Annotated in this window: 24 protein-coding genes and 4 tRNA genes; 18 read left to right on the forward strand and 10 right to left on the reverse strand. The window is 35.2% G+C overall.

What is annotated here, in order from left to right; translation table 11 throughout:
* Positions 1–14 precede the first annotated feature (14 nt).
* The 3 genes from C1631_RS16265 to C1631_RS16275 all read right to left on the reverse strand — a co-directional run bounded on the left by C1631_RS16265 (position 15) and on the right by C1631_RS16275 (position 3,597).
* Positions 15–1,289, reverse strand: coding sequence for a TolC family protein (locus C1631_RS16265; protein WP_109713417.1), 1,275 nt, complete (start codon positions 1,287–1,289; stop codon positions 15–17).
* 270 nt (positions 1,290–1,559) lie between these two features.
* The gene (locus C1631_RS16270; RefSeq protein ID WP_103248265.1) at positions 1,560–2,921 is read right to left on the reverse strand and encodes a sensor histidine kinase; all 1,362 of its coding nucleotides are present in this window, start codon (positions 2,919–2,921) and stop codon (positions 1,560–1,562) included.
* 1 nt (position 2,922) lies between these two features.
* On the reverse strand, positions 2,923–3,597 hold the full coding sequence (locus C1631_RS16275; RefSeq protein ID WP_103248264.1) for a response regulator transcription factor: 675 nt from the start codon (positions 3,595–3,597) through the stop codon (positions 2,923–2,925).
* A gap of 156 nt (positions 3,598–3,753) precedes the next feature.
* Between C1631_RS16275 and C1631_RS16280 the strand changes: the two genes are divergently transcribed.
* The 5 genes from C1631_RS16280 to C1631_RS16300 all read left to right on the forward strand — a co-directional run bounded on the left by C1631_RS16280 (position 3,754) and on the right by C1631_RS16300 (position 8,221).
* Positions 3,754–5,247: a DNA recombination protein RmuC gene (locus C1631_RS16280; protein ID WP_438502078.1), complete on the forward strand. Its 1,494-nt coding sequence runs from the start codon at positions 3,754–3,756 to the stop codon at positions 5,245–5,247.
* Between the two features lie 10 nt (positions 5,248–5,257).
* The gene (locus C1631_RS16285) at positions 5,258–5,680 is read left to right on the forward strand and encodes a hypothetical protein (protein ID WP_109713419.1); all 423 of its coding nucleotides are present in this window, start codon (positions 5,258–5,260) and stop codon (positions 5,678–5,680) included.
* Between the two features lie 383 nt (positions 5,681–6,063).
* Complete coding sequence (locus C1631_RS24135) at positions 6,064–6,552, forward strand: LytTR family DNA-binding domain-containing protein (protein WP_165828320.1); 489 nt, start codon at positions 6,064–6,066, stop codon at positions 6,550–6,552.
* A gap of 88 nt (positions 6,553–6,640) precedes the next feature.
* Positions 6,641–7,426 carry a CPBP family intramembrane glutamic endopeptidase gene (locus C1631_RS16295; RefSeq protein ID WP_109713423.1) on the forward strand — a complete coding sequence of 262 codons (786 nt, stop codon included), beginning with the start codon at positions 6,641–6,643 and terminating at the stop codon, positions 7,424–7,426.
* Between the two features lie 27 nt (positions 7,427–7,453).
* Positions 7,454–8,221, forward strand: coding sequence for a TrmH family RNA methyltransferase (locus C1631_RS16300; protein WP_109713425.1), 768 nt, complete (start codon positions 7,454–7,456; stop codon positions 8,219–8,221).
* Between the two features lie 129 nt (positions 8,222–8,350).
* Here the strand turns inward: C1631_RS16300 and C1631_RS16305 are convergent, their stop codons facing one another.
* Complete coding sequence (locus C1631_RS16305) at positions 8,351–8,692, reverse strand: hypothetical protein (protein ID WP_109713427.1); 342 nt, start codon at positions 8,690–8,692, stop codon at positions 8,351–8,353.
* A 183-nt stretch (positions 8,693–8,875) separates the two neighbouring features.
* On the opposite strand from C1631_RS16305, the gene C1631_RS16310 reads away from it, so the two are divergent.
* Positions 8,876–10,057, forward strand: a complete 1,182-nt coding sequence (locus tag C1631_RS16310; RefSeq protein WP_103248497.1) for a hypothetical protein — start codon at positions 8,876–8,878, stop codon at positions 10,055–10,057.
* Positions 10,041–10,622 carry a hypothetical protein gene (locus tag C1631_RS16315; RefSeq protein WP_103248498.1) on the forward strand — a complete coding sequence of 194 codons (582 nt, stop codon included), beginning with the start codon at positions 10,041–10,043 and terminating at the stop codon, positions 10,620–10,622. Before C1631_RS16310 ends, C1631_RS16315 begins: the two co-directional genes overlap by 17 nt.
* Here C1631_RS16315 and C1631_RS16320 read toward each other — a convergent pair.
* Together C1631_RS16320 and trhO are read right to left on the reverse strand one after the other, a co-directional pair.
* Positions 10,571–11,146, reverse strand: a complete 576-nt coding sequence (locus C1631_RS16320) for a 5-formyltetrahydrofolate cyclo-ligase (RefSeq protein WP_109713429.1) — start codon at positions 11,144–11,146, stop codon at positions 10,571–10,573. The two genes, C1631_RS16315 and C1631_RS16320, sit on opposite strands and share 52 nt — an antisense overlap.
* A 5-nt stretch (positions 11,147–11,151) precedes the next feature.
* Positions 11,152–12,528, reverse strand: coding sequence for an oxygen-dependent tRNA uridine(34) hydroxylase TrhO (gene trhO, locus C1631_RS16325; RefSeq protein WP_103248500.1), 1,377 nt, complete (start codon positions 12,526–12,528; stop codon positions 11,152–11,154).
* Between the two features lie 339 nt (positions 12,529–12,867).
* Here trhO and C1631_RS16330 point away from each other — a divergent pair, with 339 nt between their 5' ends.
* Positions 12,868–14,397, forward strand: a complete 1,530-nt coding sequence (locus C1631_RS16330) for a trypsin-like peptidase domain-containing protein (protein ID WP_103248501.1) — start codon at positions 12,868–12,870, stop codon at positions 14,395–14,397.
* A 65-nt stretch (positions 14,398–14,462) separates the two neighbouring features.
* Here the strand turns inward: C1631_RS16330 and C1631_RS16335 are convergent, their stop codons facing one another.
* From C1631_RS16335 to C1631_RS16345, 3 genes are all read right to left on the reverse strand, one after another.
* Positions 14,463–14,918 (reverse strand): hypothetical protein, encoded by a 456-nt coding sequence (locus tag C1631_RS16335; protein ID WP_109713431.1) that lies wholly within the window; start codon positions 14,916–14,918, stop codon positions 14,463–14,465.
* Positions 14,918–15,298 carry a RidA family protein gene (locus C1631_RS16340; protein ID WP_103248503.1) on the reverse strand — a complete coding sequence of 127 codons (381 nt, stop codon included), beginning with the start codon at positions 15,296–15,298 and terminating at the stop codon, positions 14,918–14,920. Before C1631_RS16340 ends, C1631_RS16335 begins: the two co-directional genes overlap by 1 nt.
* A 128-nt stretch (positions 15,299–15,426) precedes the next feature.
* A complete protein-coding gene (locus C1631_RS16345; RefSeq protein WP_109713433.1) occupies positions 15,427–18,012 on the reverse strand; it encodes a putative LPS assembly protein LptD in 2,586 nt (861 codons plus the stop codon).
* 53 nt (positions 18,013–18,065) lie between these two features.
* Between C1631_RS16345 and C1631_RS16350 the strand changes: the two genes are divergently transcribed.
* The 10 genes from C1631_RS16350 (at position 18,066) to C1631_RS16390 (ending at position 23,082) form a co-directional block, all read left to right on the forward strand.
* On the forward strand, positions 18,066–19,352 hold the full coding sequence (locus C1631_RS16350; protein ID WP_185144675.1) for an N-acetylmuramoyl-L-alanine amidase family protein: 1,287 nt from the start codon (positions 18,066–18,068) through the stop codon (positions 19,350–19,352).
* A 59-nt stretch (positions 19,353–19,411) separates the two neighbouring features.
* Positions 19,412–19,483 (forward strand) — tRNA-Glu (locus C1631_RS16355).
* 353 nt (positions 19,484–19,836) lie between these two features.
* The gene (locus C1631_RS16360; RefSeq protein WP_068940338.1) at positions 19,837–20,157 is read left to right on the forward strand and encodes a hypothetical protein; all 321 of its coding nucleotides are present in this window, start codon (positions 19,837–19,839) and stop codon (positions 20,155–20,157) included.
* A gap of 66 nt (positions 20,158–20,223) precedes the next feature.
* A complete protein-coding gene (gene rpsT, locus C1631_RS16365) occupies positions 20,224–20,478 on the forward strand; it encodes a 30S ribosomal protein S20 (RefSeq protein ID WP_076353226.1) in 255 nt (84 codons plus the stop codon).
* Positions 20,479–20,488: 10 nt separating this feature from the next.
* Positions 20,489–20,560 (forward strand) — tRNA-Glu (locus C1631_RS16370).
* An 85-nt stretch (positions 20,561–20,645) separates the two neighbouring features.
* Positions 20,646–20,717 (forward strand) — tRNA-Glu (locus C1631_RS16375).
* 66 nt (positions 20,718–20,783) lie between these two features.
* Positions 20,784–20,855 (forward strand) — tRNA-Glu (locus tag C1631_RS16380).
* A 256-nt stretch (positions 20,856–21,111) separates the two neighbouring features.
* Positions 21,112–21,255, forward strand: a complete 144-nt coding sequence (locus tag C1631_RS24140) for a hypothetical protein (protein WP_165828321.1) — start codon at positions 21,112–21,114, stop codon at positions 21,253–21,255.
* 43 nt (positions 21,256–21,298) lie between these two features.
* Positions 21,299–22,072: a T9SS type A sorting domain-containing protein gene (locus C1631_RS16385; protein ID WP_103249537.1), complete on the forward strand. Its 774-nt coding sequence runs from the start codon at positions 21,299–21,301 to the stop codon at positions 22,070–22,072.
* Positions 22,073–22,293: 221 nt separating this feature from the next.
* Positions 22,294–23,082 carry a T9SS type A sorting domain-containing protein gene (locus C1631_RS16390; RefSeq protein ID WP_103249538.1) on the forward strand — a complete coding sequence of 263 codons (789 nt, stop codon included), beginning with the start codon at positions 22,294–22,296 and terminating at the stop codon, positions 23,080–23,082.
* A gap of 292 nt (positions 23,083–23,374) precedes the next feature.
* Here the strand turns inward: C1631_RS16390 and C1631_RS16395 are convergent, their stop codons facing one another.
* The gene (locus tag C1631_RS16395; protein ID WP_123966714.1) at positions 23,375–24,736 is read right to left on the reverse strand and encodes a hypothetical protein; all 1,362 of its coding nucleotides are present in this window, start codon (positions 24,734–24,736) and stop codon (positions 23,375–23,377) included.
* Positions 24,737–24,912: the final 176 nt, after the last annotated feature.

Raw genomic sequence — 24,912 nt, forward strand, 5'->3', positions numbered from 1 at the left:
AACACTTCCGGGTTTTACAAATCCTGTCCTACAACATACTGCAGGTTCTCGTAGTATTGATTAAGTTCTTTTTTGGTGTCAAGGATGATCATTTTATTCCCGATATAAGTATCCAGGAAATCCATATACTCCAGCATGCTGATGTTTCTTAATCTGAAGTTTTTTTCATGACTGACCAACAAACCGTCCAGGGTAGCTTCATACGAATCGTCTATTTCTTCTGAAACCTGCTGTGTCCTTATATAGTTTCTAAAGACAGAAACAATTTCATTTTCAGATTTCAAAATATTCTTTTGGGTTTCGTATTTGCTTTTCTCAATTTCCAGTCTGGCTTCCTGAATATTACCTTTGTTCCGATCGAAAATCGGAAGGTCCAGTGAAAGTCCCAGTCCGATAAAATCTTTCATAATATTCCCACCTCTGTCATATCCTATGGAAACTGCTACATCAGGAGTTTTCATTGCATTTTGAATTTCAAGATTCTTTGCCGCATGTTTCTCTTTATTTTTTGAGATTAAAATATCCGGTCTGTTTTCTTTGGCCTTTTCCAGCCATTGTCCCAGTTCCAATTCCGAAAGTTGTTTCTCTGGTAAGGTAAAAGAATCCGATATCACCAGATAGGAAGTAGATGGAATCATCAGTAAAGCTTTCAATTCCACTTGTTGGTCTTCAATTTCCTGTTTCAATGAAATAAGCTTTTTCTTGAATTCAATTTCCTGCGCTTTTAAGCGAACATACTCCGCTTTACTGATATTTCCGAGGTTTAATTGGTTTTGATAAGATTTTGTTAATTTTTCTATGGAAGCAATCTGCCCCTCATAAATCTTCTGTTGCTCCTGATTGTACAGGATCTCAGTAACAGTATTTCGAAGAGTTTTCTTAAGCTCGCGGAGGACTTCCTGCAATTCATATTTTTCTCCTTCCACTTCAATTTTCTGAAGCTCGATGTTTTTTCTTCTTTTCCCGGCAGTCTGAATCACCTGTTCTATTTCTGCAGAAATCTGAGTGTTCTTTCCCCAGTTACCTATCAGAGCAGGTTGTTCCTCAATATCATAAGTTCTCCATAGATTAACTTCACTGATACTTAATTTCGGGTTGGGCCAGTATTTAGCCTGAAGAGCTCGTGCCTCAGCCTGGGAGATCTCTAATTTCTGAGCGATAAGATCTAAATTCTTAGCAAGAAAAACTGCTTCAGCCTCCTTCCTGCTTACTTTCACGGTATCTGCAATCTGGGCTGAAAAAAAACTGAAGCAATGAATATAAAATAAGGTAAATATAATTTTCTTCAAGGTCTGATATTTAAGACCACAAAGCTATTTGTCTCATATTAAACCCAATTTTGAATAGAATTAAAATTCAATTAGCCCAACATTAGAGTTTGATTAGAATGTTTTTTAATTTTGAAAATTGTTCTTGAATAATTATGTTTAGGATAAATAAAACGAGTTTGCAAACGAGTTAAAATCTGCTTCCATTGAATACTTTAAATTTTGCAGAGATTTGGTGAACAACACAACTCTTTTTAATATGAAATTCAAGAATCCGTTCAATCTGCATAGTCAGGAATAAACCGGAAATTCAAGAAGAACACTTGTTCCGATATTGACAGTAGAATCAATTTTCATTACAATATGATGATGATCAAAGATACTTTTAGAAAGAGACAGACCAATTCCACTACCCTTGACTGAATCTACATTTTTTCCTCTGTAAAAAGTTTCTGTTATTTTCATCAGATCATCCGGCGGGATTCCCCTCCCTTCATCTCTTATTTCAATATACAAATGATTACTTTTCTCTGATAATATAAGCGTTACTGGCTTATCACAGGAATATTTGATAGAATTTTCAACAATATTGTATACCGCTAAATATAGCAGTGTTTCATTTCCCGGAAACTCCAATAAAGAAGGCTTCGTAACTTCCAGTTGTATTTTGATGGAAGAATTATTCTCTTTTGCTTTAAGTTGTAATTTTTCATAGATCTTCCAGATCAGTTCATCTACCCTGACTTGCTGATGGGAAGCTTCAAGTTTAGTCATCCCGGACATCAGCAAAAGGTTATTGAGAATATTTTCAATTTCAAATACATTTTCAAGTGATTCTTTTGCAACCTGATGATATTCCTCAGGGGTACGGTCTCTTTGAGCAAATACTTCGAGGTTTCCGGAAATAGCCGCCAGCGGCGTTTTAAATTCATGAGAGACATAATTGATAAAATTCTGCTGTAAGAGTACATTTTCGGAAATCCTCCCGATCAATTTATTATAAGATTTAATAAGATCCTCAATCTCATCATTGGTATTGGTAGAAGTGATCGCAGTAGAAATATTATTATAATCAACCTTATTGATTCGCTCTACTACATTGGAAATGGGCTTGTACACAATCTTGGAAAGATACCGGCTTAAAAAAAAGATGACCAGCAACCCCAGCACCAGAACAGAAATCATAATAATGGAAAGCCTCCATATCTGGGATTGAAATGAATCATTGGGTGATTTTACAAAAACCACGAAATCGCCCTGGTTATCCGGGTAAAAAATCCCGTAATAAAACTGATTGTCAGACATAAACTGCACCACCTTATTCGTCCTTACAGCCTGTAAATGGGAAGGTTTGATATTTCTGTCATTCAGATTATGCCCAAATGTAACCTCATTATTTCCGTTATATACTGCTACCCGGTTATTTTGAATAAGGTGATTGTACTCTTTCTTGATCTGAGCATGCCTGTTTTTGGGAAGTTCATCTTTTTCAAGGTAATAGATTGCAGAAATAAGAGCCGTATTTCTTAGCTTTTCAAAATAGAAAATCTTTGTACTATCATAGTAGGCAAAAAATATCACCGCGGATGTGATGATAGAAACTATGCCGAATGAAAGGCTTGAAATAAGGGTAAACCGACTCCTAAGTGTCATTTCAGTCTTTGATTAAATATCCTGTTCCTTTTATTGTGTGAATAATTTTCTGATCCGTTTCATCAATCTTATTACGGACATAAGATATATAAACATCAACCAGATTGGTTGTATTATCAAAGTCAATTCCCCAGACTTTGTGAAGAATCTGAGTCCTGCTGAGAACCTTGTTCTTATTCTCCATCAGAAAAGTAAAAAGCTTATATTCTGTAGGAGAAAACTCGATTTCCTTATTGTCTTGTGTTACCTTATGCAGATCTGTATCGATCACAATATTACTGCAGGACAGAAACTGATCTTCCTTCTGATAGCTTAGTTTATTCCTTCTCGTCAAAGCTTTAATCCTGGAGATCAGCTCTTCAAAATGGAAAGGTTTGGATAAATAATCATCGGCTCCCAGATCAAGCATTTTAATTTTATCATCAGGACTATTCAGGGCACTCAACACTAAAATCGGAGTATAGTTTCCTTTAAATCGTATGACCTGAGTAAGCTGCATACCATCCAGCCCGGGAAGCATAATGTCCATCAATATTATATCAAAGTCATAAGTATTGATGATCTCACGTGCTTTCTCTCCCGAATCAGCGAGAGTCATATTATACCCTGCTTCGGAAAGGCCCTTTATCAGGAAGTTGCTAATTCTCTGGTCATCCTCTACCAATAAAATGTTCATATGCTTCTGAAATTTCCCATAAATATAGGTAATCTTTGGGAAAGCGAGCTGAAAGCAACAAGTCACACATTTTCACAGGCATAAATAATGAATGCCTTAAATATCCGTATTTCTATCTTTTCTACAACTTATAACCTTTTTTCATAATTTTGAAAAATGGAGATGACTTATTTAATTATTGGATGTATTGCGGGCGGAATATTAGGGGCTCTCATTTTATACTTTGCCTTGAAATCATCAATGGTTGCAAGAAGTAGTTATGATGAACTGAACAGCCAACATATCAGAAATAATTCTGAATTGGAAAATACCCGCCTGAAAGTTAAAGAGCTTACTCAAAATATAAACGAAGAAAAAGAAATAAACCTTCAACAACAAGATCTTCTGAATGATCTTAAAAGTGAGTTTGCCAAAATTTCAGCAGAATATACCTCTTTGAATTCTCAGTTTCAGGAGCAAAAGCAGCTGAACATTAAACAAACTTCCCAGATTGAGTCATTGACGATTGAGAAACAAAATATCTTTGCTAAGAATTCTGAACTTTTTGCTAAAAATGAAAGTCTTCAACAGTCTCTTACAACTCAAAAAGAAGAAATCACGAAAATTCAGGAGGAAGCAAAACTACAGTTTGAGAATCTGGCTAACAAAATTTTAGAAGAGAAAACAGAAAAATTCACCACCTTAAACCAGAATAATTTAAAAAATATCCTTGAACCCTTTCAGGAAAAAATTACAGATTTAAAAAATAAGGTAAACGAAGCCTACGAAAAGGAAAACAAAGAACGCTTCTCTCTCGCTGAAAAAGTAAAGGAACTGGCTGACCTGAATCAGCAAATTTCTGAAGACGCAAAAAAATTAACCCGAGCCTTAAAAGGAGAAAGCAAAACCCAGGGTAACTGGGGAGAAATGATTCTGGAAAGTATTCTTGAAAAATCCGGACTGGTAAAAGGAAGAGAATATTTTCTTGAGCATGAATTGCGGGATGAAGATAATAAAGCTTTGTTCTCGGAGTTCTCAGGCAAAAAAATGCGCCCCGACGCCGTAGTCAAATACCCGGATGAAAGAAATGTAATCATAGATTCCAAGGTTTCACTCACTGCTTTCACTGAATTGGTAGACGAAACAGATCAGGATGTCTATGTGATAAAGCTGAATCAACATCTTGGTTCCATAAAAAATCACATTACCCAACTCAGTCAGAAAGCGTATGACGACTATGGGAAATCTCTCGATTTTGTCATGATGTTCATTCCAAGTGAGCCTGCCTATATTGCAGCCATGCAGGCAGATCAAAACCTTTGGAACTATGCTTATGAAAGAAGAATCCTGCTATTAAATCCAAGTAACCTCATTACTTCTCTTAAGCTTATTGCAGATCTCTGGAAGCGTGAATATCAAAACAGAAATTCTGTAGAAATAGCAGAAAGAGGAGCCAAATTATATGATAAATTTGTAAATTTCGTGGATAATCTGGAAAAAGTAGGAAGAAATATTGATCAGGCTAAAAACATATATAATGAAGCTTACAAACAATTGTATACTGGAAATGATAATCTGATTATCCAAACTCAGAAACTAAAATCTTTAGGCATTAAAAACAAAAAAGACTTACCACAAAGTCTTATCGATAATAATGATATCATAGAATAAAAACAATACCATGAAAAAATCAAATCTCATTCTTATTATAAGTCTTTTTCTTTTTATAATCTCCCTTCCTTTTACTGCTGTATTCGCACAAAACCATGAAATGAGTGGACTGGCTTGTTTTCTTTTGGGATGGGCTGAAATGCAAGGTGGCGGAATCGCCTGGATGGCCAATCCCCTCATGTTTATTGCAGCTTTTTTCTTTTTACTTAAAAAACCAAAAATTTCTGCTGTTATCAGTTTTATTGCTGTATGCCTTACATTTTGCTTTTTGTCTGTAAGCGAAATTACGGTAAACGAAGCCGGTCATAAATTTCCTATAACAGGTTATGGCCCCGCTTATTTTCTTTGGATAGCCAGTTGCGCCATTCTGTTTCTCGGAAGTATTATTTCCATTGTTTCACCAGATAAAGTAAAAATTAATAATCCGGCATAAGATAAAGATCTAAGTTTTATACAATTGTCAGGATGTTTTCTTTTACCTCATATCCTTATCCAAAATCAGAATCTCTCAAAGAAATTCTGGGTTCTTCGTTGGTAGCCGGGATTTTAATTTATCTGTTTCTCATTATTTTTCAGCCTTTCGGAACAGAAAACTTTCATCACCCCTATAAACTCCTATTACTTTTTCCGTACTGCATTATTTTTGGGGGAGCTTTTTTTTTGACCAACCTTTTTACATCAAAATTCAACAATTGGAATATTGGGTCTGAGCTTCTAAAAGTCATAATTATATTAATAATAGGATCTGTTCTGTCTTATTTTTATAACTCATTATTTCTGAGCCATGTTCCGCTTAGTATTGGCAATTATTTTTACATGCTTCTCTATTCTCTGGCAATAGGAATTCCTATATCTGCCATTTATGTTCTCTCCAGATATATTTATTTGAAGAATATCCATGAAAATATTGCTATGAAAGTCTCTGAACAATTAGCGGATGCCAAGCCTGTACAACAAAATCATCTTTTGAAAGTTTCATCAGCCAATACAGAATTGCTGATTGATGAAAGTAATTTTCTTTGTGTTCAGTCAATGGAAAATTATTGTACATTTTATTATTTGGAAGATAACCAGTTGAAAAAGCATATCATCCGAATCAGCTTAGCCAATGTTTTAAATCAAATTGAAACAAAGTCTGTTCAAAAATGTCATCGTTCCTACATTGTCAACCTTGGAAAAGTAAAAAGCCTGAAAGGAAATGCACAGGGATATAAATTACATTTATCCGGTTTCGAAGTTGAAATCCCCGTTTCCAGAAGTTTTATTGCGACAATCATTCCCAAACTACAACAGCAAAAGAAGTAAAGTTTGTCATTGGTCACTATTGCTTGCCATTCATCACTTGCATTTGAAAACTGTTCTGTAAAGCTTCATTTTTGCTCAAAAAATTAACATGAGTAAAAATATTCGCTTTTTTCTGGTCTTCATCTTTGGATTTTCTGTGTATTATTTCTTTGATTTGTTCTGTTTTAAAAACATCCAGACCGCTTCAAAAGCTTTTTTTCATAGCAAAGCTCTCGCACATGTCATTGCCTATTCAATAACCCTGCTACCGATAATCCTTACTGTAAAAATTTTACTTCCCAGAAAGCGTATTTTTGATTTACTCTCCCTTAATGCACCTCTCAAAAAAGGATTTGTTTTAGCATTTCTGGGAACACTACCGATGGTTGCAGGATACCTGGTTCATTTTAATCTGATTTCAAAAATAGATGTGGAATCCCTGTTTATCAACACTGTGTCATCAGCATTCTTCGAAGAAATCATTTTCCGATCTTTTCTGATTGGAATATTATACAGATTTACTTCATTGGGGTTTTTGTCTTCGGTATTCTTCGGCTCTTTACTTTTTGCACAGGTTCATTTATATCAAAGCCAGGACACTACAGAGCTTTTTGAAATCTTTTCGATTACATTTATTGGATCCGTTTTCTTTGCGTGGGTGTACATTGAGACAGAATACAATCTTTGGACGGCGATATTCGTTCATTTCTTTATGAATTTATACTGGGAAATCTTTAATGTTTCACAAAATGTTTCCGGAAATCTGTATGGAAATATATATAAAGTCCTGTCCCTTCTTGTCATTATTATCCTGGTTATTTACTATAAAAAAAGAAATAAGAGCCCCTTTCAAATTATCTACAAAAACCTTTTTATAAAAAGCAGAGAAGACTAATCATAATTTTTTGCATAATTTTGCAGTATGCTGATAGAAAGTTTTCAAAACGAAAAGATAAAAAATGTCACTAAACTTCTTAGTGACAATAGATTCCGTAAAAAATCCAAAGTTTTTGTAGTCGAAGGACAACAAGAAAACCAAAGAGCTATTCAATATAATTTTGAAGCACTGGAGTTTTTTGTTTGTGAAAATATATTTAAGGGGAAACTTCCCAATGGAAAAATTCACTATGTGAGTGAAAAGGTATATGAAAAAATAGCTTACAGAGGAAGTTCAGAAGGTATCATTGGTATATATCAAATCAAAGAAACTCCTCTTTCGGCATTTGTTCCGAAAGACAATTCTACCATAATTATTGTGGAGGGAGTAGAAAAGCCCGGTAACCTTGGAGCTATTTTAAGAAGCTGTGAAGCATTCGGTATTGATGCCCTAATTGTTGCAGATGGAAAAACTGACTTTTATAACCCCAACGTAATCAGATCCAGTGTTGGCTGTCTTTTTGGAATGGAAGTATATCAGGCAGAAAATGAAGAAACCCTGGAATTTCTTGAAAAAAATGCTTTTAACATCTATACCACGCTGATGGATGACTCCGCGGAAGATCTTTATAAAAGAAATTTCAACCAACGTTCTGCGGTATTATTCGGTACTGAACATTCCGGATTAAGTGATTTCTGGATTGGAAAAGGAAAAAACACCCTGATTCCTATGGCGGGCAGTATTGACTCGTTAAATTTAAGTAACGCTGTGGCTATTACTTGTTACGAGTCTTTAAAGCAGAAGAAAGGATAAACACTGATTGGTTACCCGGTATTTAAATTAACTTTATTAGGTTGCTTTGCCCTTGGCTCACAATCACCGGACATAAAAAACCGCTTCACTGGGTGAAACGGTTCTTTTATTTTTAAGCTTATGCTAGAATTATTTCTTAGCAGCGTCTTTTGCAGCATCTTTAGCAGCGTCAGCAGCTCCTTTAGCAGCATCAGCAGCACCTTTAGCAGCGTCAGCAGCACCTTTAGCAGCATCTTTAGCAACTTCAGCACCAGCAGCAGTTGTAGCAGCAGCAGCATCTTTAGTAGCACCTACAGCAGTAGTAGCAGCAGAATCGATAACTTTAGCAGCAGAATCAGAAACTACAGCAGCAGAATCAGCTACGTTAGCAGCAGCAGAATCAGTTGTACCTTCAGTAGCAGTAGCTTCAGTTTTTTTACAAGCAACTAGAGAGATTGCAGCGATAGCAGCTACGAATAATGACTTTTTCATAATAAATTAAATTTAATTTTGTTAATATTGTTTTATAAAATTTTCTTCTGTTCTGTTATTTGAACAAGACAAAGGTATAGCAGTTAGAAAATTTGTTTATGAAAAATAATTGTAATACCTTTGTAAAATTGTTTTACAAAAGAACATAACTGATAATCAACAATTTAATTATTTTAAAAAAAATTGACAGATTTAGATCTATTACACTTTGAACAACTAAAAAAGGACGTTCAGAGTCAATATTTAAAAGAATATACCCCTTCTCAGGATGACATATCCAAATGGAAGGGTATAGATATCATATATTTTCAGGAAGACCTGCGCAAAAAAGCGAAAGGGAACATTAGTGAAAAATCATTTTATACCTATTTCAAAACTTCACCTGTGACCAAATTACCAAGGATAGATATGCTCAATTTATTGAGTAACTATGCAGGTTACGACTCATGGTACGAATTCAAAAAACAGCATCTTTTTGCCGGAGAATTGTTACAGGAAAATGAAAACATGGATGAGGAAGACATCAATGAACTTGAGAAAACAGTTTCTGAAACGCCTGAACTTCCAAAAACTGAACTTCAACCTCAAAAAATTGAGATCCAGCCCTCTCAAAATGCTGATTTACAAAAAACAACTACTGAAAATCAACTAATTACAACAAATCCCACAAATTCAGAAAACACCACAAATTCTTCTGAACTTCCTAAGAAAAATTTCTTCAAAAAGAACGCCTGGGCCATTATTACTTCTGTATTAATTACCATAACAGGTTTATTAGGATTCAAGGACGCACTTTTTTCTAAAACATATAAATACTGTTTCATCGACAAAGACAGAGGGGTCAACGTGATTAATACATTGGACATCATGGTCATGAAAGAAAATGAGTCTCCAATTATGTATAAAATAAAACCGGGAGAATGTTTTTTCTATTCAACAAAAGATAAAAACCTTAAAATGCGCATTAGTGCACCCTTCTATGAGACCTTGGATGTTAACAGAAATCTTGAAAATGCGCCCGAAGAGGAGAAAATAGAGCTAAAGCCTGATGACTATAAAATGGCAGCTTATTATTTTTCGATTAAAGATGTGAAAGGAGGAAATCCTGAAGAACAGGTTGCTCTTATTAAGCAAAAAAGAAATCAACTTGAAAACCTGATCAGCAACAGCGCTGTGATCTATCAGGTTTATGACAATGACACTTATGGTATTGAAAGACTAGACAAACAAAAGTATATCACTCTGGTAACCACACCTACCACCTCATTGAAAAATCTGAATGTTATAGAAATGAAAAAGGATACTAATGGTAAAATTGTATCCATAAAATTTAAAATCACCTCCACAGATGAAAAAAATAAATAATTTTTTAATTCTAACCGTACTTCTCGTCTTTTTCGCTGCATGTACTAAAAAAAGCACAGAGGTAAGTGACCTTGATAAACTAAGAAACAGCAATAATGCAAAGAGTTATCCTGCTGTACAGATGGATAGTATGCAGGCGATCAATTCTATTACCAAGCAAAAAGTTCAGGAACTTCTTGACCTTTCAACCCTATATTTATCCGGCAACAGAAATACTGAAATAGATACTGTTATTTATTCACAAATGGAAAGTTATTTCCATAAGCCTGATTCTTTAACCTTCAAAAGGCTTTTTAAAGAATTAGACAGTATGAAAGTAAGAGCGGTAAAGGTAAATAATCTGAATGTCTACAAAGAGTTCTATAAAAAAGACACTTTAGATTACGCCAAATTTAATGTCGAATATTTTGATGACAAGAATAAGTCTTTGGGGAGCTTTGAAAAGAATGCGCAGTACATTTTACTATCCAAGCCAAAGCTTAAGAAAGAATTCAAATTCTATTTTTTAGATTTTTATTCTAAACCTTTAAAGAAAGACAGTACCTTAGTAGGAGTAACCAAATAGTCAAGAGAAATATCATTCTCCCAGACATCATCAACAGATACATCGGGGTCAAAGTAATTGACTCCGATTTTTTTTGTCTCCGGCGAAATACGTTGGAATAATCCGTCGTAAAAACCTTTTCCATATCCTACTCTATTTCCATTTTTATCACAATATAACAAAGGTGTAATGACATAATGAAAATAATCCTCTCCTGAATCTTCATTAGAAACAGGCTCAGGAATTCCCCATTTACTCATCTCAAAAATAGAATCTGCAAAGATTTCAATATTTACCAATTGATCTGCAGCCACCTTTGGAACAAAAACACGAATTTTATGCTCCAAAAAATAATGAATAAAGATTTTGGTGTCAATTTCATTTCTTGCCGGAATGGGGAGGAAAATATGCACCTTCTCCCTTTCTTTCGGGTTAAAATGCCTCATGAAATTGTTGAAAATCTTCTCAGATAACAAGAAAGCCTCATCAGATGACAAGGCTTTTCTTTTTTGTATATATTCTTTTCTAAGTTCAGCTTTTAACATAACGATTATGCATTTTCAGGGTGCTGAATTTTATATAATTTATCCGATAAACGAACTCTGAACGGAAGTTCAAATGTGATTTGATCACCTTGTTTCGCCGTTTCGTTTGGCGCTCCATTGACATAAATTTCTGTAATGGTCATTTCCCATTCTCCCGTTGTTGGACCAGAAATCAATACCTTGTCACCCACTGAAAGCTCTTTACTTTCAATAAGAAACTGAGCAATTTTTGACTTTGAATAATAATGCTCTGCTCGTCCGATCAAAGTCTTTTTAACCCTAATTTTCTGACGAATATCTTTTGATTCAGTTTTTGTAGCTTTTGCTAAAGCCTGAGTCGACAGATCTCCGGAGTTTTTAAACTTCAACGCTTCAGATTTTCCTTTTCTGAATACTTTATTACCTACCTGAAGCCCCTTTCTAAGCTTCACCTGCTCTTCCCAAGGTAAATGTATGGTTTCCAAACACTCCGTGGAGCAACAGTTCTCCATCGCTGCTTTACATTCATCGCATTGAATAAACAATAGGTGGCAGGCATCATTAGAGCAATTTGTATGGTTATCACAAGGTTTTCCACACTGATGACACTGCGAAATAATATCATCTGTAATTCTCTCTCCCAAACGGTGGTCAAATACAAAGTTTTTCCCAATGAATTTACTCTTGATGTTTTCTTCTTTGATTTGACGGGTATATTCGATGATTCCGCCTTCTAACTGGAAAACATTTTTAAAACCCTGATGCTTGAAATAGGCACTCGCTTTTTCACAACGAATTCCCCCGGTACAATACATCAACAGATTTTTATCTTCTTTAAAATCCTGTAGTTGTTCATTGATAATCGGTAAGCTCTCTCTGAAATTTTCCACATCAGGAGTAATTGCTCCTTCAAAATGCCCCACTTCACTTTCATAATGATTTCTGAAATCTACTACAATCGTATTAGGGTCATCAAGCATATTGTTGAATTCCTGAGCTTTCAAGTGAACGCCTTTATTGGTAACATCAAAAGTCTCATCATTCAATCCATCGGCAACGATCTTATGTCTGACTTTTATGGTTAATTTTAAAAACGAGTGATTGTCCTGCTCAACAGCTACATTCAGACGAATACCTTTCATAAAGTCATATTCTTCCAGCGTATCCCGAAAAGCTTCAAATTGATCGGCAGGAATACTCATCTGAGCATTTATTCCTTCATGAGCAACATAAATACGACCAAGAGCATCGAGTGCATTCCAGGCTATAAATAAATCGTCGCGAAATTTTTTGGGATCTTCAATTTTGGCATACGCATAGAAAGACAAAGTAAGACGTTCCTTACCAGCTTCATCAATAAGTTGAGCTCTTTCTTCTGCGCTTAAAGTGTTATACAGTTGCATGCTATAAACGTTATAAGTGAGAAAAATATTTTTGCAAAGATAGTCATTTTAAAATAAGTATATTTATAGTCCTCAATGATAATTGGCGGATAACAGCAGCAGATCATGATTATATTGTACCTGATCAGGTAACATTATGTCTTATTTTCTTTAATTTTTTTTTAAGTTTTGTTAACTACAGGCTTAACAATTATGACATAATGTATAAAATGATATAATAGCCGTTAAATTTTAGTTAAAATTGAAACATAGCATACTAATTGATTACTTATTTAACATTAAATTTGTTTACTCAAAAACATACAATAAAAATTAATTAATAAACAAGAAAGATATACAATGAAGAGTACTTTAAAAAAACTATTACCATTTGCAGTAGTTGGGGTTGTTTCAGGTGCTACAACCGTTGGAGCAATACAATATTTTGGACACACATCCAATAACGGAGATCAATCTTATTTCACAACAGCAGCACCTAATACATCGTTTGCAGGCATGAATACCGCAGCTACGGGTGATGATTTTGTAAAAGCAGCTAAAACAACAGTTCCGGCAGTAGTTACTATTAAAAACTATCAGAGCAGAACATCGAGCAGAGCTTCAGAACAGGACTTGTTTGACTTCTTCTTCGGAGATCCTTTCGGAGGCAGAGGACAACAAAGACAAAAACAACAGCAGGCTCCGGACAATATGCCATCAGGAATGGGTTCCGGTGTCATCATCTCTCCGGATGGTTACATTATCTCCAATAACCACGTAGTGGCAGGTGCCAATAAACTAGAAGTTGTATTAAGCAACAAAAAATCATACATCGCAACATTGGTAGGAACAGATCCGAATACGGATATTTCATTACTAAAAATTGAAGAAAAAGGACTTCCTTATCTCAACTTTGCAAACTCAGACAACATTGATGTAGGACAATGGGTACTTGCCGTAGGAAACCCACTTGGATTAAACTCAACGGTAACTGCAGGTATTGTATCGGCAAAAGGAAGAGGCATTGGAATCCTTGGCAGCCAGGGAAAAGCAGCTAATCCGATTGAGAGCTTTATTCAAACTGATGCCGCTATTAATCCGGGCAATTCCGGAGGAGCATTGGTAAATACAAATGGAGAGCTTATAGGAATTAACTCAGCTATTCAATCAACCACCGGATATTATCAGGGATATGGATTTGCAGTTCCGGCTAACTTAGCTAGAAAAATTGTTGAGGATATCAAGAAATTTGGAATTGTACAGAGAGGATTCCTTGGAGTGCAGTCGCTAGACTTATCCAATGATCAATTGGTTCAGGCTTATAACGCACAAAATAAAACAAATCTGAAGGTAGGCTCAGGAGTTTACGTAACAGGATTTGGAGACAACAGTGGTGCTGAAGATGCAGGATTGAAGAAAGGAGATATTATCACTAAAGTAGACACCTACGATATTACTGATTTTGCTGACCTGTCGATGTCCATCGGAAGCAAGCGCCCTGGTGATAAAGTTCAGGTTACCTATTTAAGAAACGGTAAAGAATCTACTACGACTGTAACGCTTAAGGATCAAAAAGGAGGTACTTCTACAAGAACCAGAGCAGATCTTAGTGTCACTGAAAAGCTGGGTGCTGATTTCCAGAGTCTGGATGACAGAACTAAGGCATACTATGGTCTAAACAGTGGGATTGTAGCTAAAAATGTAGTTGAAGGAAGTGAAATAGCTAAGGCAGGTATTGTAGACGGTTATATTATCACGGAAATTAATGGTAAGCCGGTAAATTCTCAGAAAGATGTAGAAAGCTTATTAAATAAATTCTCTGGAACAGGTCAGATAAAATATATGGATGACTATGGAAGAAATTATCAAAGAGGATTCAAAATGCCTTAATTAACACAAGATAGATATTTTCATATCAAAAAAACGCTGCAAATTCTTGCAGCGTTTTTTATTATTTATTTGGATTTATTCATTTTTTCAGCAATCCTTTTCTTTTTATTTCTTTCATAAATTACTTCTACAATTTTACCCCCAATCCAGGAAAACGGAAAGAAAGTAAGGAAAATAGAAATCTTATAAAAGGTAGGATGATAGGGAAATATAATAACATCCAGCATCGCTATAAAAAGCATAATAAAACCGATAAGGATGGCGTAAGCTACTTTAGCATATTTAACAATGATTGCAGTAGCAACTCCGCCAATTGTAGTACCCAACCCGGAAATAAATAATAAGAAGCCAAAAAAGGTCTTATCATCTTTCATGCTAAATAAAAATCTTTGCCAATGCTCAAACGGAGCAAAAGCTTCAAAAGTAACCCATTGCGGAAAAGCTCTTATTCCAAGAGTAATGATAAGCCCCGTTATTCCAAGACCTACTAAAATCGCAATTGTATTTCTTATAAAATTCATTAATCCTGATGTGCAATCATAGAAATTTCGATATCCACATTTTTAGGCAGACAAGAAACCTGTACTGTTTCACGTGCTGGATAGCTATCTGCATCTAAATAAGAAGCATAAATATCATTCATTACCGCAAAATCATCCATACTTTTAAGAAATATGGTAGCCTTTACCACATTTTTGAAAGTCATCCCAGCTTCTGTAAGAATCGCTTCAAGGTTTTTCATAACCTGATGTGTTTCTTTTTCAATTCCCTCCACCAATTTACCTGTTGCAGGATCTACCGGAATCTGTCCGGAAATATACAAAACTCCGTTTGCCATATTCGCTTGCGAATAAGGACCGATAGCTGCAGGTGCATGAGTTGTATTGATTATTTGTTTCATATGCGGATATTTATTTTTTCTAAAGTTATGTACAATCACTGTCTATCGGATTTCTAAGAAAAATTTTCTCCCAGTGATTTATTCTGGTTGCAAATATAAAATTTATATTGTCAAATGCCAATCTGATATTAGAAAGGTGCATTTGGCTGGGTAAAGCTTCGGTCTTTATATTTCAGTGCATCACTTAAGATATTGGCTTTGATACCGATAAAGAAATCATACACTTTGTATTGTCCGAAAGGCACCCAGTTAAAATTAATTGTAAAGCTTCGCTGATCTCTTGAGAAGCCAATCCTTGTATAAGCGAGCTGTTTGGTCACCAAGTCATAATGGGTACTTCCATTAATATTCCAATAAGGAGTAAGTTTAATACTTCCATCCAAACCTAAAGAGGCAATTTTATTTCCAAATCGGCTAAGCCCTTTTGAGTAGGCATAGTTTGCATTGATATTCAAAGTCCAGGCCTGATCAAAATGAGCATAATTATCGTCATCAAAATAATAATTTTCATTTCTCACTTCTCCTTTTGAAGCATACTTTTTGGCATAGTCAGTTTTTTCGCCAAAGATTTCACTGCTCAAAGGATAAGATAACTGAACGTTGAAGCCTTGTACACTGAAAGCTCCGAATTTCTCAGTTCTTATCCCTGTATCCTGTCCCGGAAGAAATTCAATCTTGTACGGATCAAGAGAAAGGCTTGTATTAACGGTAAGTTTACTATTGAAGAATGATGATTGTCCATTGATGGTAAAGATAGACCAGGGATGATCTTTCGCGGCAAAGTTGTAACTTCCTGAAAGGTTTAAAGATTCAAAGATTTTGATCTTCTTCACTCCAGTAGAATCACTCTTCGACTTTACCTTCATTTCGATATTATTTCCGATATTAAAACCTAAAGACCCCACCATTCCACCTTGCGGATTTCCTATAATTCCTTTATCAAAAATAGAATAAGGAGTCAATGCTCCTGCTGCATTATAATAATTTCTGTAATATCCGAAGCCAGGACTTGAGAAATCCGGTGAATAGGTAAATCCGATACTTGGGGTCATCATGTGTCGTATTGCTTCTACCGCTGACCCTTTTTTAAATTTCAGCATTCCATACAGCGTTGTCTGAAGACTGGCCGTAGTAGAAAAAGTCGAATATCCCGCAACATTTTTTTCAATCTGATCCACTACAACATTTTTTAAAGGATCGTAATATCTGTTCAGCGTTTTTGTCGTCAGGGCATTGTCAATATTAGCACTTAAGCTGAAGGTAAAGTATTTTGCTAATGTAGTATTGGTAGCCAGGGTAATATTATTTTTAAGTCCTGTCTGCATTTTATCCCACATTTCTTTTTTGAACAATTCGTTTTCCTGGGTATTTACAAAGTTTGTAAGATTAAACCCGGTATTTACAGTAATATTTTCAATAAGCCCTTGTCTTACCCCTGTTCTTGATTTGAAAAGGTAGAACTGGTTCACGGCCACATTCATCTGCGGAAGACGCAGATCTGCTAGTCCGGTAGCAAAGTTTTGAGAATATGATGCCGTTCCTGTAATGGTTATTGGCAGTTTCAGAAATCTTTTAGTAAGCGTTACTGTTGAGTTCTGCTGCGTATTCAATACATTCTGGTTAAAAATATAATTGTTGTTAAGCGGGTTATTATAAAATTTTGTACTTACAATGTCCACAGAAGCACTGAATGTCAGGAAAGGATTAGCTTTAGCATCCTGGGAGTGTGTCCAGTTGATTCTATAGGTACTATTTCTGGTGTAATCATCCAGCCCCTTAATTCCTCTTACCATGGTTCCGATATCCGCATTAAAGTTTCCTGAATACCTGTATTTTTTCTGATAATTTACCTGAGGACGTACATTCCAACTTCCTTTTGTATAAATATCCGCAAGCACTTTGAGATCAAAATGTTCTCCGATTGGCTGGTAATATCCTATTCCATTCAAAAAGAATCCTACATCTTCTCTTTCTCCAAAACTTGGAATTAAAATACCAGCTGCTCTTTTATCTGAAAATGGAAGAATCGCAAATGGCAAATAAAGAGGGGTAGGTACCTTTTCTATAAACATCTGAATAGGCCCTGTAACAATCTGAGATTTAGTTTTGGTTTTAATCAACTTAATATTATAAGCTCTCATAAAATAATCCGCTACTGTATCTTTTTTCTTGATAAAATAATCGTCAGTGGTATAATCTGCTTTTCTCATCGCATACACTGAGTCATTATATTTTTTGGTTTTCTGAGCTATAATCACCCCTTCACTTTCTTCTGTCCTTGCGTTAAAAGCAATGGCTTGTTTGGTCTTTGTATTATAGCTGAATTCATTGGTTTCATACTTCTTACCACCTTGTAAAGTAATCACAGGCTCAATAATTTTCCCCAACGAATCCTGTTTACCACGGGCATAGATCAGACTTTTATTATCATCAATTGAGATATAATCTGCATCAATCTGCATATCCTGGTACTTTACCTGTGCATTCTTATTAAGGAAAGTCATTTTCTTAGGAATGTCTCTTCTCTGATCATCTGCTTTTGTACGCAAAATATCATCCAAAGACTCCTTTTTTACAACAATGGTATCCTTTTTGGAAATAGTATCATTAACCGCATTTTTAGGCAATTTTTCAGGATTTTTTTGTGCTAAAAAATTGTTAAAAATTAGGATAATTAAAATTTGTAATATATTTTTGAAGACGGTTTTGGCCAATTTTGTTCTATATAATTAAGGCTCAAAATTAATATAATTTTTATAACTGTAAGATGCACAAACAAAATTTTAAAATAATTTTATCATTTCTCCTTATCCTTGTCAGCAACTTTTTTTTCTCCCAGAAGAAGTTTACCATCGTTCTGGATGCAGGACACGGAGGAAGTGATCATGGGGCCAACAGGACTTATTCAGACATCGGAAGAGTTGCTGAAAAAGACATTACCCTTGCTATTACTTTAAAGGTAGGAGCAATGCTTGAGAAAAACAGAGATTTCAAAGTAATTTACACCCGTAAAATTGATGAGTACCCTTCTCTGTCGGACAGAACCAATTTAGCCAACAGAAGCAAAGCAGATCTGTTTGTATCCATTCACTGTAATTCCGCACAAAGATCAACAGCATATGGTACAGAAACTTATGTACAGGGACCCAACCAGAATAATGAAAATCTTGAAGTTGCTAAAAGGGAAAACGACGTGATCTTCCTTGATGAAAAAGACAGGCAAACCTTCGGTTCTTATAACCCCGATTCTCCGGAATCATTAATTGCGTTAAAACTTCAACAGAGTAAATATCTTGAATCAAGTCTTCTTTTGGGAGGGCTGGTCGAAGATAACTTTGTGAATAAAGATAAAAGGTTTTCAAGAGGTGTTTTTCAGAAAAACCTTCACGTTCTTCGTATGAATGCGATGCCGTCAGTTCTGATAGAAACAGGATTTATCAATCATGCTGAAGAAAGCCATTATATAGCTTCTGAAAAAGGACAGAATGAGATTGCGGAAAGTATTTATAATGCAATTATCGATTATAAGAAAGCCGTTGATAGAAAATCTGGTGGATCTTTTACCACTAAAAAACCGGAACCTGAAAAACCAGCAGAAGTTGCACTGAAAAATGATTTCAGGATTTTACTGATGAGCTCTCCAAACAAGTATAACGAAAACGATCCTGCCTTAAAAGGGTTAAATTACGTTCTTACCATTAAAGAAAACGGGCAATACAAGTATTACTATGCAGTTACCAATATGGCTTCTGTGAGAGATATTAATCTTAAAACGGCTAAGGATGCAGGATTCAGAAATGCTTTTGCCGTAGGATTCATGCCTAATCAGAAAATAAGCATGGGGTACTATACAATTGAAGTTTATTCAGGAGACAAACTGAATGGCAATTCCTATATCATCCAGAACCTTAAAGATGTTGAAAGAAATAAAGATAACGGAGTATTTTACTATACCTACGGAAAGGTGTATACGCTGGAAGATGCTGCAAAACTTCAAAAAGAACTTGAAGCTAAAGGAGTGAAAAATACGGTAATACAAAAAGTCTATAAATAGAATGTAGAAATAATTTTGAAGTTTAAAAGTTAATGATTACTTTTGCAACCTCAAAATTTGGCCTATTCGTCTAGTGGTCAGGACTCAAGATTTTCATTCTTGCAACAGGGGTTCGATTCCCCTATAGGCTACTTCTCGCAGACCTCTAACCATCCTCCGGGAGTTAGAGGTTTTTTTATACTTTCCCGATTTTAATTTCCATTTAAATCTTATGCCCCCAAGGAACCATAAACTTTATAAACATCAAAAGTCTGTTTTTTTTTGGAATTGTAGTATATTGATATACTGGCTCTTATTTTAAAAGACATTTCTTTTCGGTCTAAAAAAACATTCGATTTACATTATATATCACAAAAGCCTTATATTTGCAAAAATTTAAAATAAATTTAGCCATAATTGCTCACCCAAATATGGTGACACTGATGAAAAATATTATTGATAAATCAATGTTTGTAGTAATTTACAAGCTATCAAATTTTATATCATGCCGGATTTAAAAATACAAGAAGCAAAATTGCTTTTTAAGAAAATCCACTCTAACCCAAAAAGTTATGATTTACAAATCAATGAAGACGGGATTACAGGCAGAGATGATAAAATCAGTTTCAGACTTTACAGGACTGGAGAAAGGGTTGCTTTTGAAGTAACAATTGATGGACTCACTTTCACCAATACCACTGGAGAATGGAATAATGCATTGATCATGTTAGGAAATACGATCAAAAAAATAGAGAAAGAACAAGAAAATTTAAAAATAGAACAAGCAATAGATAAGCTTAGAAAGTACCTTTCAGAAGAAAATTAAAAAATCTCAAAATAAATTTGGTACTTTAAAAAAAAGTTTATAGTTTTGCACTCACATTTAAACGATATGGCAAATCATAAATCAGCACTGAAGAGAATCAGACAAAACGAAACTAGAAGACTTCGTAACAGATATTACCACAAGACTGCTAGAACAGCTTTAAAGACTTTAAGAAATGAAGAGAACAAAGCTGCTGCTACAGAACAATTGCCAAAAGTTATCGCTTTATTGGATAAATTAGCTAAGAAAAACATTATCCACAAAAATAAAGCAGCTAACTTAAAAAGCAAATTAACAAAGCACGTTAATAAATTAGCGTAAAAATATAGCTGGCCCGTTCGTCTATCGGTTAGGACCTCAGATTTTCATTCTGGTAAGAGGGGTTCGATTCCCCTACGGGCTACTTAAATCTTAAAAAACCACTGTATAACATCAGTGGTTTTTTAAAGACAAAGTAGAAAAGCTTTTTTTTACAACAACATCTAACCGGCCCGTTCGTCTATCGGTTAGGACCTCAGATTTTCATTCTGGTAAGAGGGGTTCGATTCCCCTACGGGCTACAAGATTAAGAGTTGATACTTATAAAAACAAAAACTAACACATTACTTCGGTAATGGAAGATAGAGGGCCCGTTCGTCTATCGGTTAGGACCTCAGATTTTCATTCTGGTAAGAGGGGTTCGATTCCCCTACGGGCTACAAAGAGAAGACTTTTCAGTAAGTCTTCTCTTTTTTTTGCAATATATTTTCAGATCTCTCCCCCTTACCTAGTGCATACCTCACACAAGCTAATCATAGATATCTTACTAAAACAGGAAGTATTCGTTCAAAATATAATCCGGAATATTAGCTTTACTTTCAACTTTACCGGAAGGAGTTTATCTTCTTTCTCCCCAGATCAGGGAAACAAAACATGTACTCAAAAAAATGATCTGCACCCGTAAAAATATAATTTATGATTAAGACAGGATTTTCCATGCCATTCCTTTTTCATTTTATTCATTTAGGAACTACCCTCAGCGAAATGGAAAATCAGAATCATAACTCATTCTTAAAAATCACCAAAAAAGGAAATATTATTTCTTACTTTTCTCATTAATCCTTAAATTTGAAAAAACTATTCATCAAAAAATATCAACAACATGAAATTTAATTTACTATTGAAAGAGAAACTCTCTTTACAAACTGCTCTTATTGCTTTCATTTTACTTTCATCACAAACTCTATCTTTTGCTCAAAACCGTATTTATGCTCATGCACAAAGTTCAGGAGTTTTCGGAGTGGCATGTTTAGGCTGCCGTGTAGACAATCCAGAGAATGCTGTGGGGGATAATGAAGACAACTATTCTACTATGGTGTTGGGCACTGTTTTACTGGGAGGTATTCAGCAAACCCTCATTTTCCCGGATCTTAGATCTGATACCAGACTTGTTGTTGGTATCGGAACAGATAACATTCCTTTATCTGTTCAGTTACTAAGCGGAGTCACCCTGGAAACAATGAACGGAGGATCTTCTAATAATGACCGAAGAACTATAGACGTAAGCCTGCTTAAGCTAGGAGCAACTCCTAACAGAGGTACCATAGAATTTAAACCAGCAAAACCATACGATGGAATCAGAATAGGTCTTTCGGGAGGCGTACTTAGCCTTGGCGGTGGATTCAGAATTTATTATGCTTATCAAGATCCCCTGAATTCATTAATGGCTCACAGTCAGTACGGGCAAATTACCCTTGATGGGAATATTCCTGTAGATGGAGCCGAAGTAACGTTGATAAATACATCCGGAAAAGAAGTATTCCGCAGTATTCTCAGATCAAATACATTTGATTCAAAGCAATCTGAAGGAGTTTATATCATGACTCTTAAAACAAAAGAAGGAAAAATGTACTCCCGTAAAATTATGATTAAATAAATAATTGTTTTTCAACTTCCATACGGCAGGCTTAAGCCTGCCTATTTATTTTAGTGCTTTTAGAAAAGATAAAATAGCTTTATAGCATTAATTAAAACAAAATCATAACCTCACAAAAATAACAAATCATTAACAAATCACTTAAATTTGAAATAAATTACACAACATAATCATTTTATGTGTAAATTAGTAGAAACTAAAAAACTCAAAATTTTTTATATATGAAAACTCATTTATTACTTAGCCAACGCACAATTAAAGCTGCATTTTTGGCTTCATTCCTGTTTTTAACAAGCACAATGTCTTTCGCTCAAATTACCAAAGTCTACGCAAGTAGCCAAACCAATCAGGTAGTTGGTATCTGCCTTGGATGTGGTGTATTGAACCCACAAAATGCATTGGGAAGCAATGAAAGCGATTATTCTACCCTTCAGGTTTCTGTAGGATTACTCGCAAGAACGGAGCAAACCTTGATTTTCCCGGCAACCAATATCGCCTTGGGAACCAATAAACTGGTATTAGGTTTTGGTACGGATCAGGTGATGTTATCCGCTCAATTAATCAGTGGTATTTCCATCGAAACGTTTAATGGAGATGTATCCAATAATGATTATCAAAATCTTAATAATGATGCGATTAAGCTGGGAGGCACAGATCCAAGTAAAGGAGAGCTTGAACTTACCATGAACAAACCGTTTGATAGAATTAAAGTAAATCTAAACGGTGGATTACTAAGTGTAAACGGTGCCCTTCGCCTGTATTATTCTTATCAATACAAAGATCCGTTTATCAGTTTTATGGCACATAGTGAAGACGGGCAGATCACTCTTGACAAAAAGCTTCCGTTGGAAGAGGCTGAAGTTACTTTAACCAACACCTCAGGAAAAGAAGTTTATCGTTCTAAATTAACGTCTAATACATTTGAGACAAAGCAGGCTCAAGGAATGTATATTATGACTATTAAGACGAAAGAAGGAAAAACATATTCCAATAAAATTATGATTAAGTAATAACAAATCTTATCAATTCACACGGCAGGCCTAAAAGCCTGCCGTTTTGATTTTATAGGGTATAATTTTCCATAAACAGACAAAAGATAAGAAAGCCTTATTCTTGTAAAATGATACTGAACACGTAAGTTTGATCGTAGCAATAATACCAACTGCGTTGTTTATGTCCATCCCTTCATAAAATAAGGTCGGGGAAAACCGACCTTATTATACTGATATTTGTTTTTTCAAATCTATCAGTCTCTGTTTTAAGTGCAAATATCAAGATACTATGAAGAATGTTATTGACAATTTATTGTATCATCCATGCTATCGCGTTAGCATATAAAATACTATTATAAACACTACTTCCTGCTGCTACCCCTGTTCCAAAATTGATCTTTGGAATTGGCTTACCTGATGCATCTACACCAGCGGGATAAGACCCAGTTGAAGTATTATTAACAGCTCCCAAAGGAAATCCTCCATCTCCCCAGAAGAATAGTTTATAGGTCTTATGGACAAAACCAACCATCAACCCATTATTAGCAGACAAAATATCAACATTTGAATTATTCATATTAGAATTTGTATAAGAGCTTGCATCATTGTTATCATCCCCAACCAGCTTTCCTCTTGCATCACCAAATGGTCCATTAAGAATAGGATGGTTAACATTTGTAATAGTTTTTACGTAATTCGTACCTGTAGCTGCGGTAACAACAGTAGATCCTCCAAATACCTGATTCAGAATCTGAGTTGGCTGTGCCTGCTGAAGGAAAACCATAGCTCTACCTCCGTTATCCAAATAACTCTTAAGAGCAATAGCATCTGCTGCATTACATGTATAATCCCATGTCATAATAATTATATACGGATTATAAGTGGCAATATTGGCTGCAAGATTTCCCTGACCTGTTCCCATTGCTTTAATATCAAAGCCTTGTGACGGGACAGTTCCTGTAGGGCCAAAGTTCGCTGCAGACTGCAGTATTGTTGTTGGTGCGGTCGTATTACCAGAATTTGGAGTATACATACCTGCTCCTAATGATAATATCGTTCTTTTAGGAATAACACCTGAATTTACATTCACGGAGAAGCTACAAGATTGGCCTGCAATATTTATCGTAAAAGAAGCCGTTCCTGAAGCAGAAGGAGTGCCTGAAATTGTGAGCGAGATATTTCCACTTCCGTTTGCTAATGTTCCGGCCGGTGCACTGGCTGTTAATCCCGATACTCCTGATGAAGCAACTGAAATAGCACCATATGGTTGTCCCGTTGCATTAGTATAATTGATTGTTTTTGTTCCGTTGCTCATCGTTCCAGCTGCATATGTTCCGGTAAGTGCCCCACCTGAACAATCTAATGTAAAACCAGGTGTGGGACCAGGACCACACTGATCACATAAACAGTTTGACCATCCTGAAGATTTATACACTCTTACGCAACTCAACGTAGAATCATACATTATTGTTCCTATGGCTACATTACCTCCCATTGGATTGATCAGATTTCTAGGATCACTATTAGTAGGCAGTACCAACCCCATGTTATTGGTAGTCTCTTTATTGATGTCCAAAGCACCTCTGGGGTTGGCCGTACCTATACCTACCTGAGAGAATAAGATATTCATGAAGAATATCATCAGTAATAAATGATTTTTTCTATTTTTCATTGTGTTTTTGTTTGCTGCAAAAGTATCCTTTACTAACCGCTTCTTCCAAAAATCAACATACATCACGCATACATCATTAGTAGTATTCATGGTACTTCAAGACCTACTACATGCATTCTACAATATCAATACAAAGGTGGAAAAAACCTTGTTTTTAAAATATTTTGAAAAAATAT

The sequence above is a fragment of the Chryseobacterium phosphatilyticum genome, assembly GCF_002899825.2.
GTDB lineage: Bacteria > Bacteroidota > Bacteroidia > Flavobacteriales > Weeksellaceae > Chryseobacterium > Chryseobacterium phosphatilyticum.

Excerpts from the sequence above, each read along its gene's own strand:
- C1631_RS16270 (WP_103248265.1), bottom strand. The coding sequence starts at position 2,921 with ATGACACTTAGGAGTCGGTTTACCCTTATTTCAAGCCTTTCATTCGGC.
- C1631_RS16275 (WP_103248264.1), bottom strand. The coding sequence starts at position 3,597 with ATGAACATTTTATTGGTAGAGGATGACCAGAGAATTAGCAACTTCCTG.
- C1631_RS16280 (WP_438502078.1), top strand. The coding sequence starts at position 3,754 with ATGGAGATGACTTATTTAATTATTGGATGTATTGCGGGCGGAATATTA.
- C1631_RS16285 (WP_109713419.1), top strand. The coding sequence starts at position 5,258 with ATGAAAAAATCAAATCTCATTCTTATTATAAGTCTTTTTCTTTTTATA.
- C1631_RS24135 (WP_165828320.1), top strand. The coding sequence starts at position 6,064 with ATGCTTCTCTATTCTCTGGCAATAGGAATTCCTATATCTGCCATTTAT.
- C1631_RS16295 (WP_109713423.1), top strand. The coding sequence starts at position 6,641 with ATGAGTAAAAATATTCGCTTTTTTCTGGTCTTCATCTTTGGATTTTCT.
- C1631_RS16300 (WP_109713425.1), top strand. The coding sequence starts at position 7,454 with ATGCTGATAGAAAGTTTTCAAAACGAAAAGATAAAAAATGTCACTAAA.
- C1631_RS16305 (WP_109713427.1), bottom strand. The coding sequence starts at position 8,692 with ATGAAAAAGTCATTATTCGTAGCTGCTATCGCTGCAATCTCTCTAGTT.
- C1631_RS16315 (WP_103248498.1), top strand. The coding sequence starts at position 10,041 with ATGAAAAAAATAAATAATTTTTTAATTCTAACCGTACTTCTCGTCTTT.
- C1631_RS16320 (WP_109713429.1), bottom strand. The coding sequence starts at position 11,146 with ATGTTAAAAGCTGAACTTAGAAAAGAATATATACAAAAAAGAAAAGCC.
- trhO (WP_103248500.1), bottom strand. The coding sequence starts at position 12,528 with ATGCAACTGTATAACACTTTAAGCGCAGAAGAAAGAGCTCAACTTATT.
- C1631_RS16330 (WP_103248501.1), top strand. The coding sequence starts at position 12,868 with ATGAAGAGTACTTTAAAAAAACTATTACCATTTGCAGTAGTTGGGGTT.
- C1631_RS16335 (WP_109713431.1), bottom strand. The coding sequence starts at position 14,918 with ATGAATTTTATAAGAAATACAATTGCGATTTTAGTAGGTCTTGGAATA.
- C1631_RS16340 (WP_103248503.1), bottom strand. The coding sequence starts at position 15,298 with ATGAAACAAATAATCAATACAACTCATGCACCTGCAGCTATCGGTCCT.
- C1631_RS16350 (WP_185144675.1), top strand. The coding sequence starts at position 18,066 with ATGCACAAACAAAATTTTAAAATAATTTTATCATTTCTCCTTATCCTT.
- C1631_RS16360 (WP_068940338.1), top strand. The coding sequence starts at position 19,837 with ATGCCGGATTTAAAAATACAAGAAGCAAAATTGCTTTTTAAGAAAATC.
- rpsT (WP_076353226.1), top strand. The coding sequence starts at position 20,224 with ATGGCAAATCATAAATCAGCACTGAAGAGAATCAGACAAAACGAAACT.
- C1631_RS24140 (WP_165828321.1), top strand. The coding sequence starts at position 21,112 with ATGATTAAGACAGGATTTTCCATGCCATTCCTTTTTCATTTTATTCAT.
- C1631_RS16385 (WP_103249537.1), top strand. The coding sequence starts at position 21,299 with ATGAAATTTAATTTACTATTGAAAGAGAAACTCTCTTTACAAACTGCT.
- C1631_RS16390 (WP_103249538.1), top strand. The coding sequence starts at position 22,294 with ATGAAAACTCATTTATTACTTAGCCAACGCACAATTAAAGCTGCATTT.
- C1631_RS16395 (WP_123966714.1), bottom strand. The coding sequence starts at position 24,736 with ATGAAAAATAGAAAAAATCATTTATTACTGATGATATTCTTCATGAAT.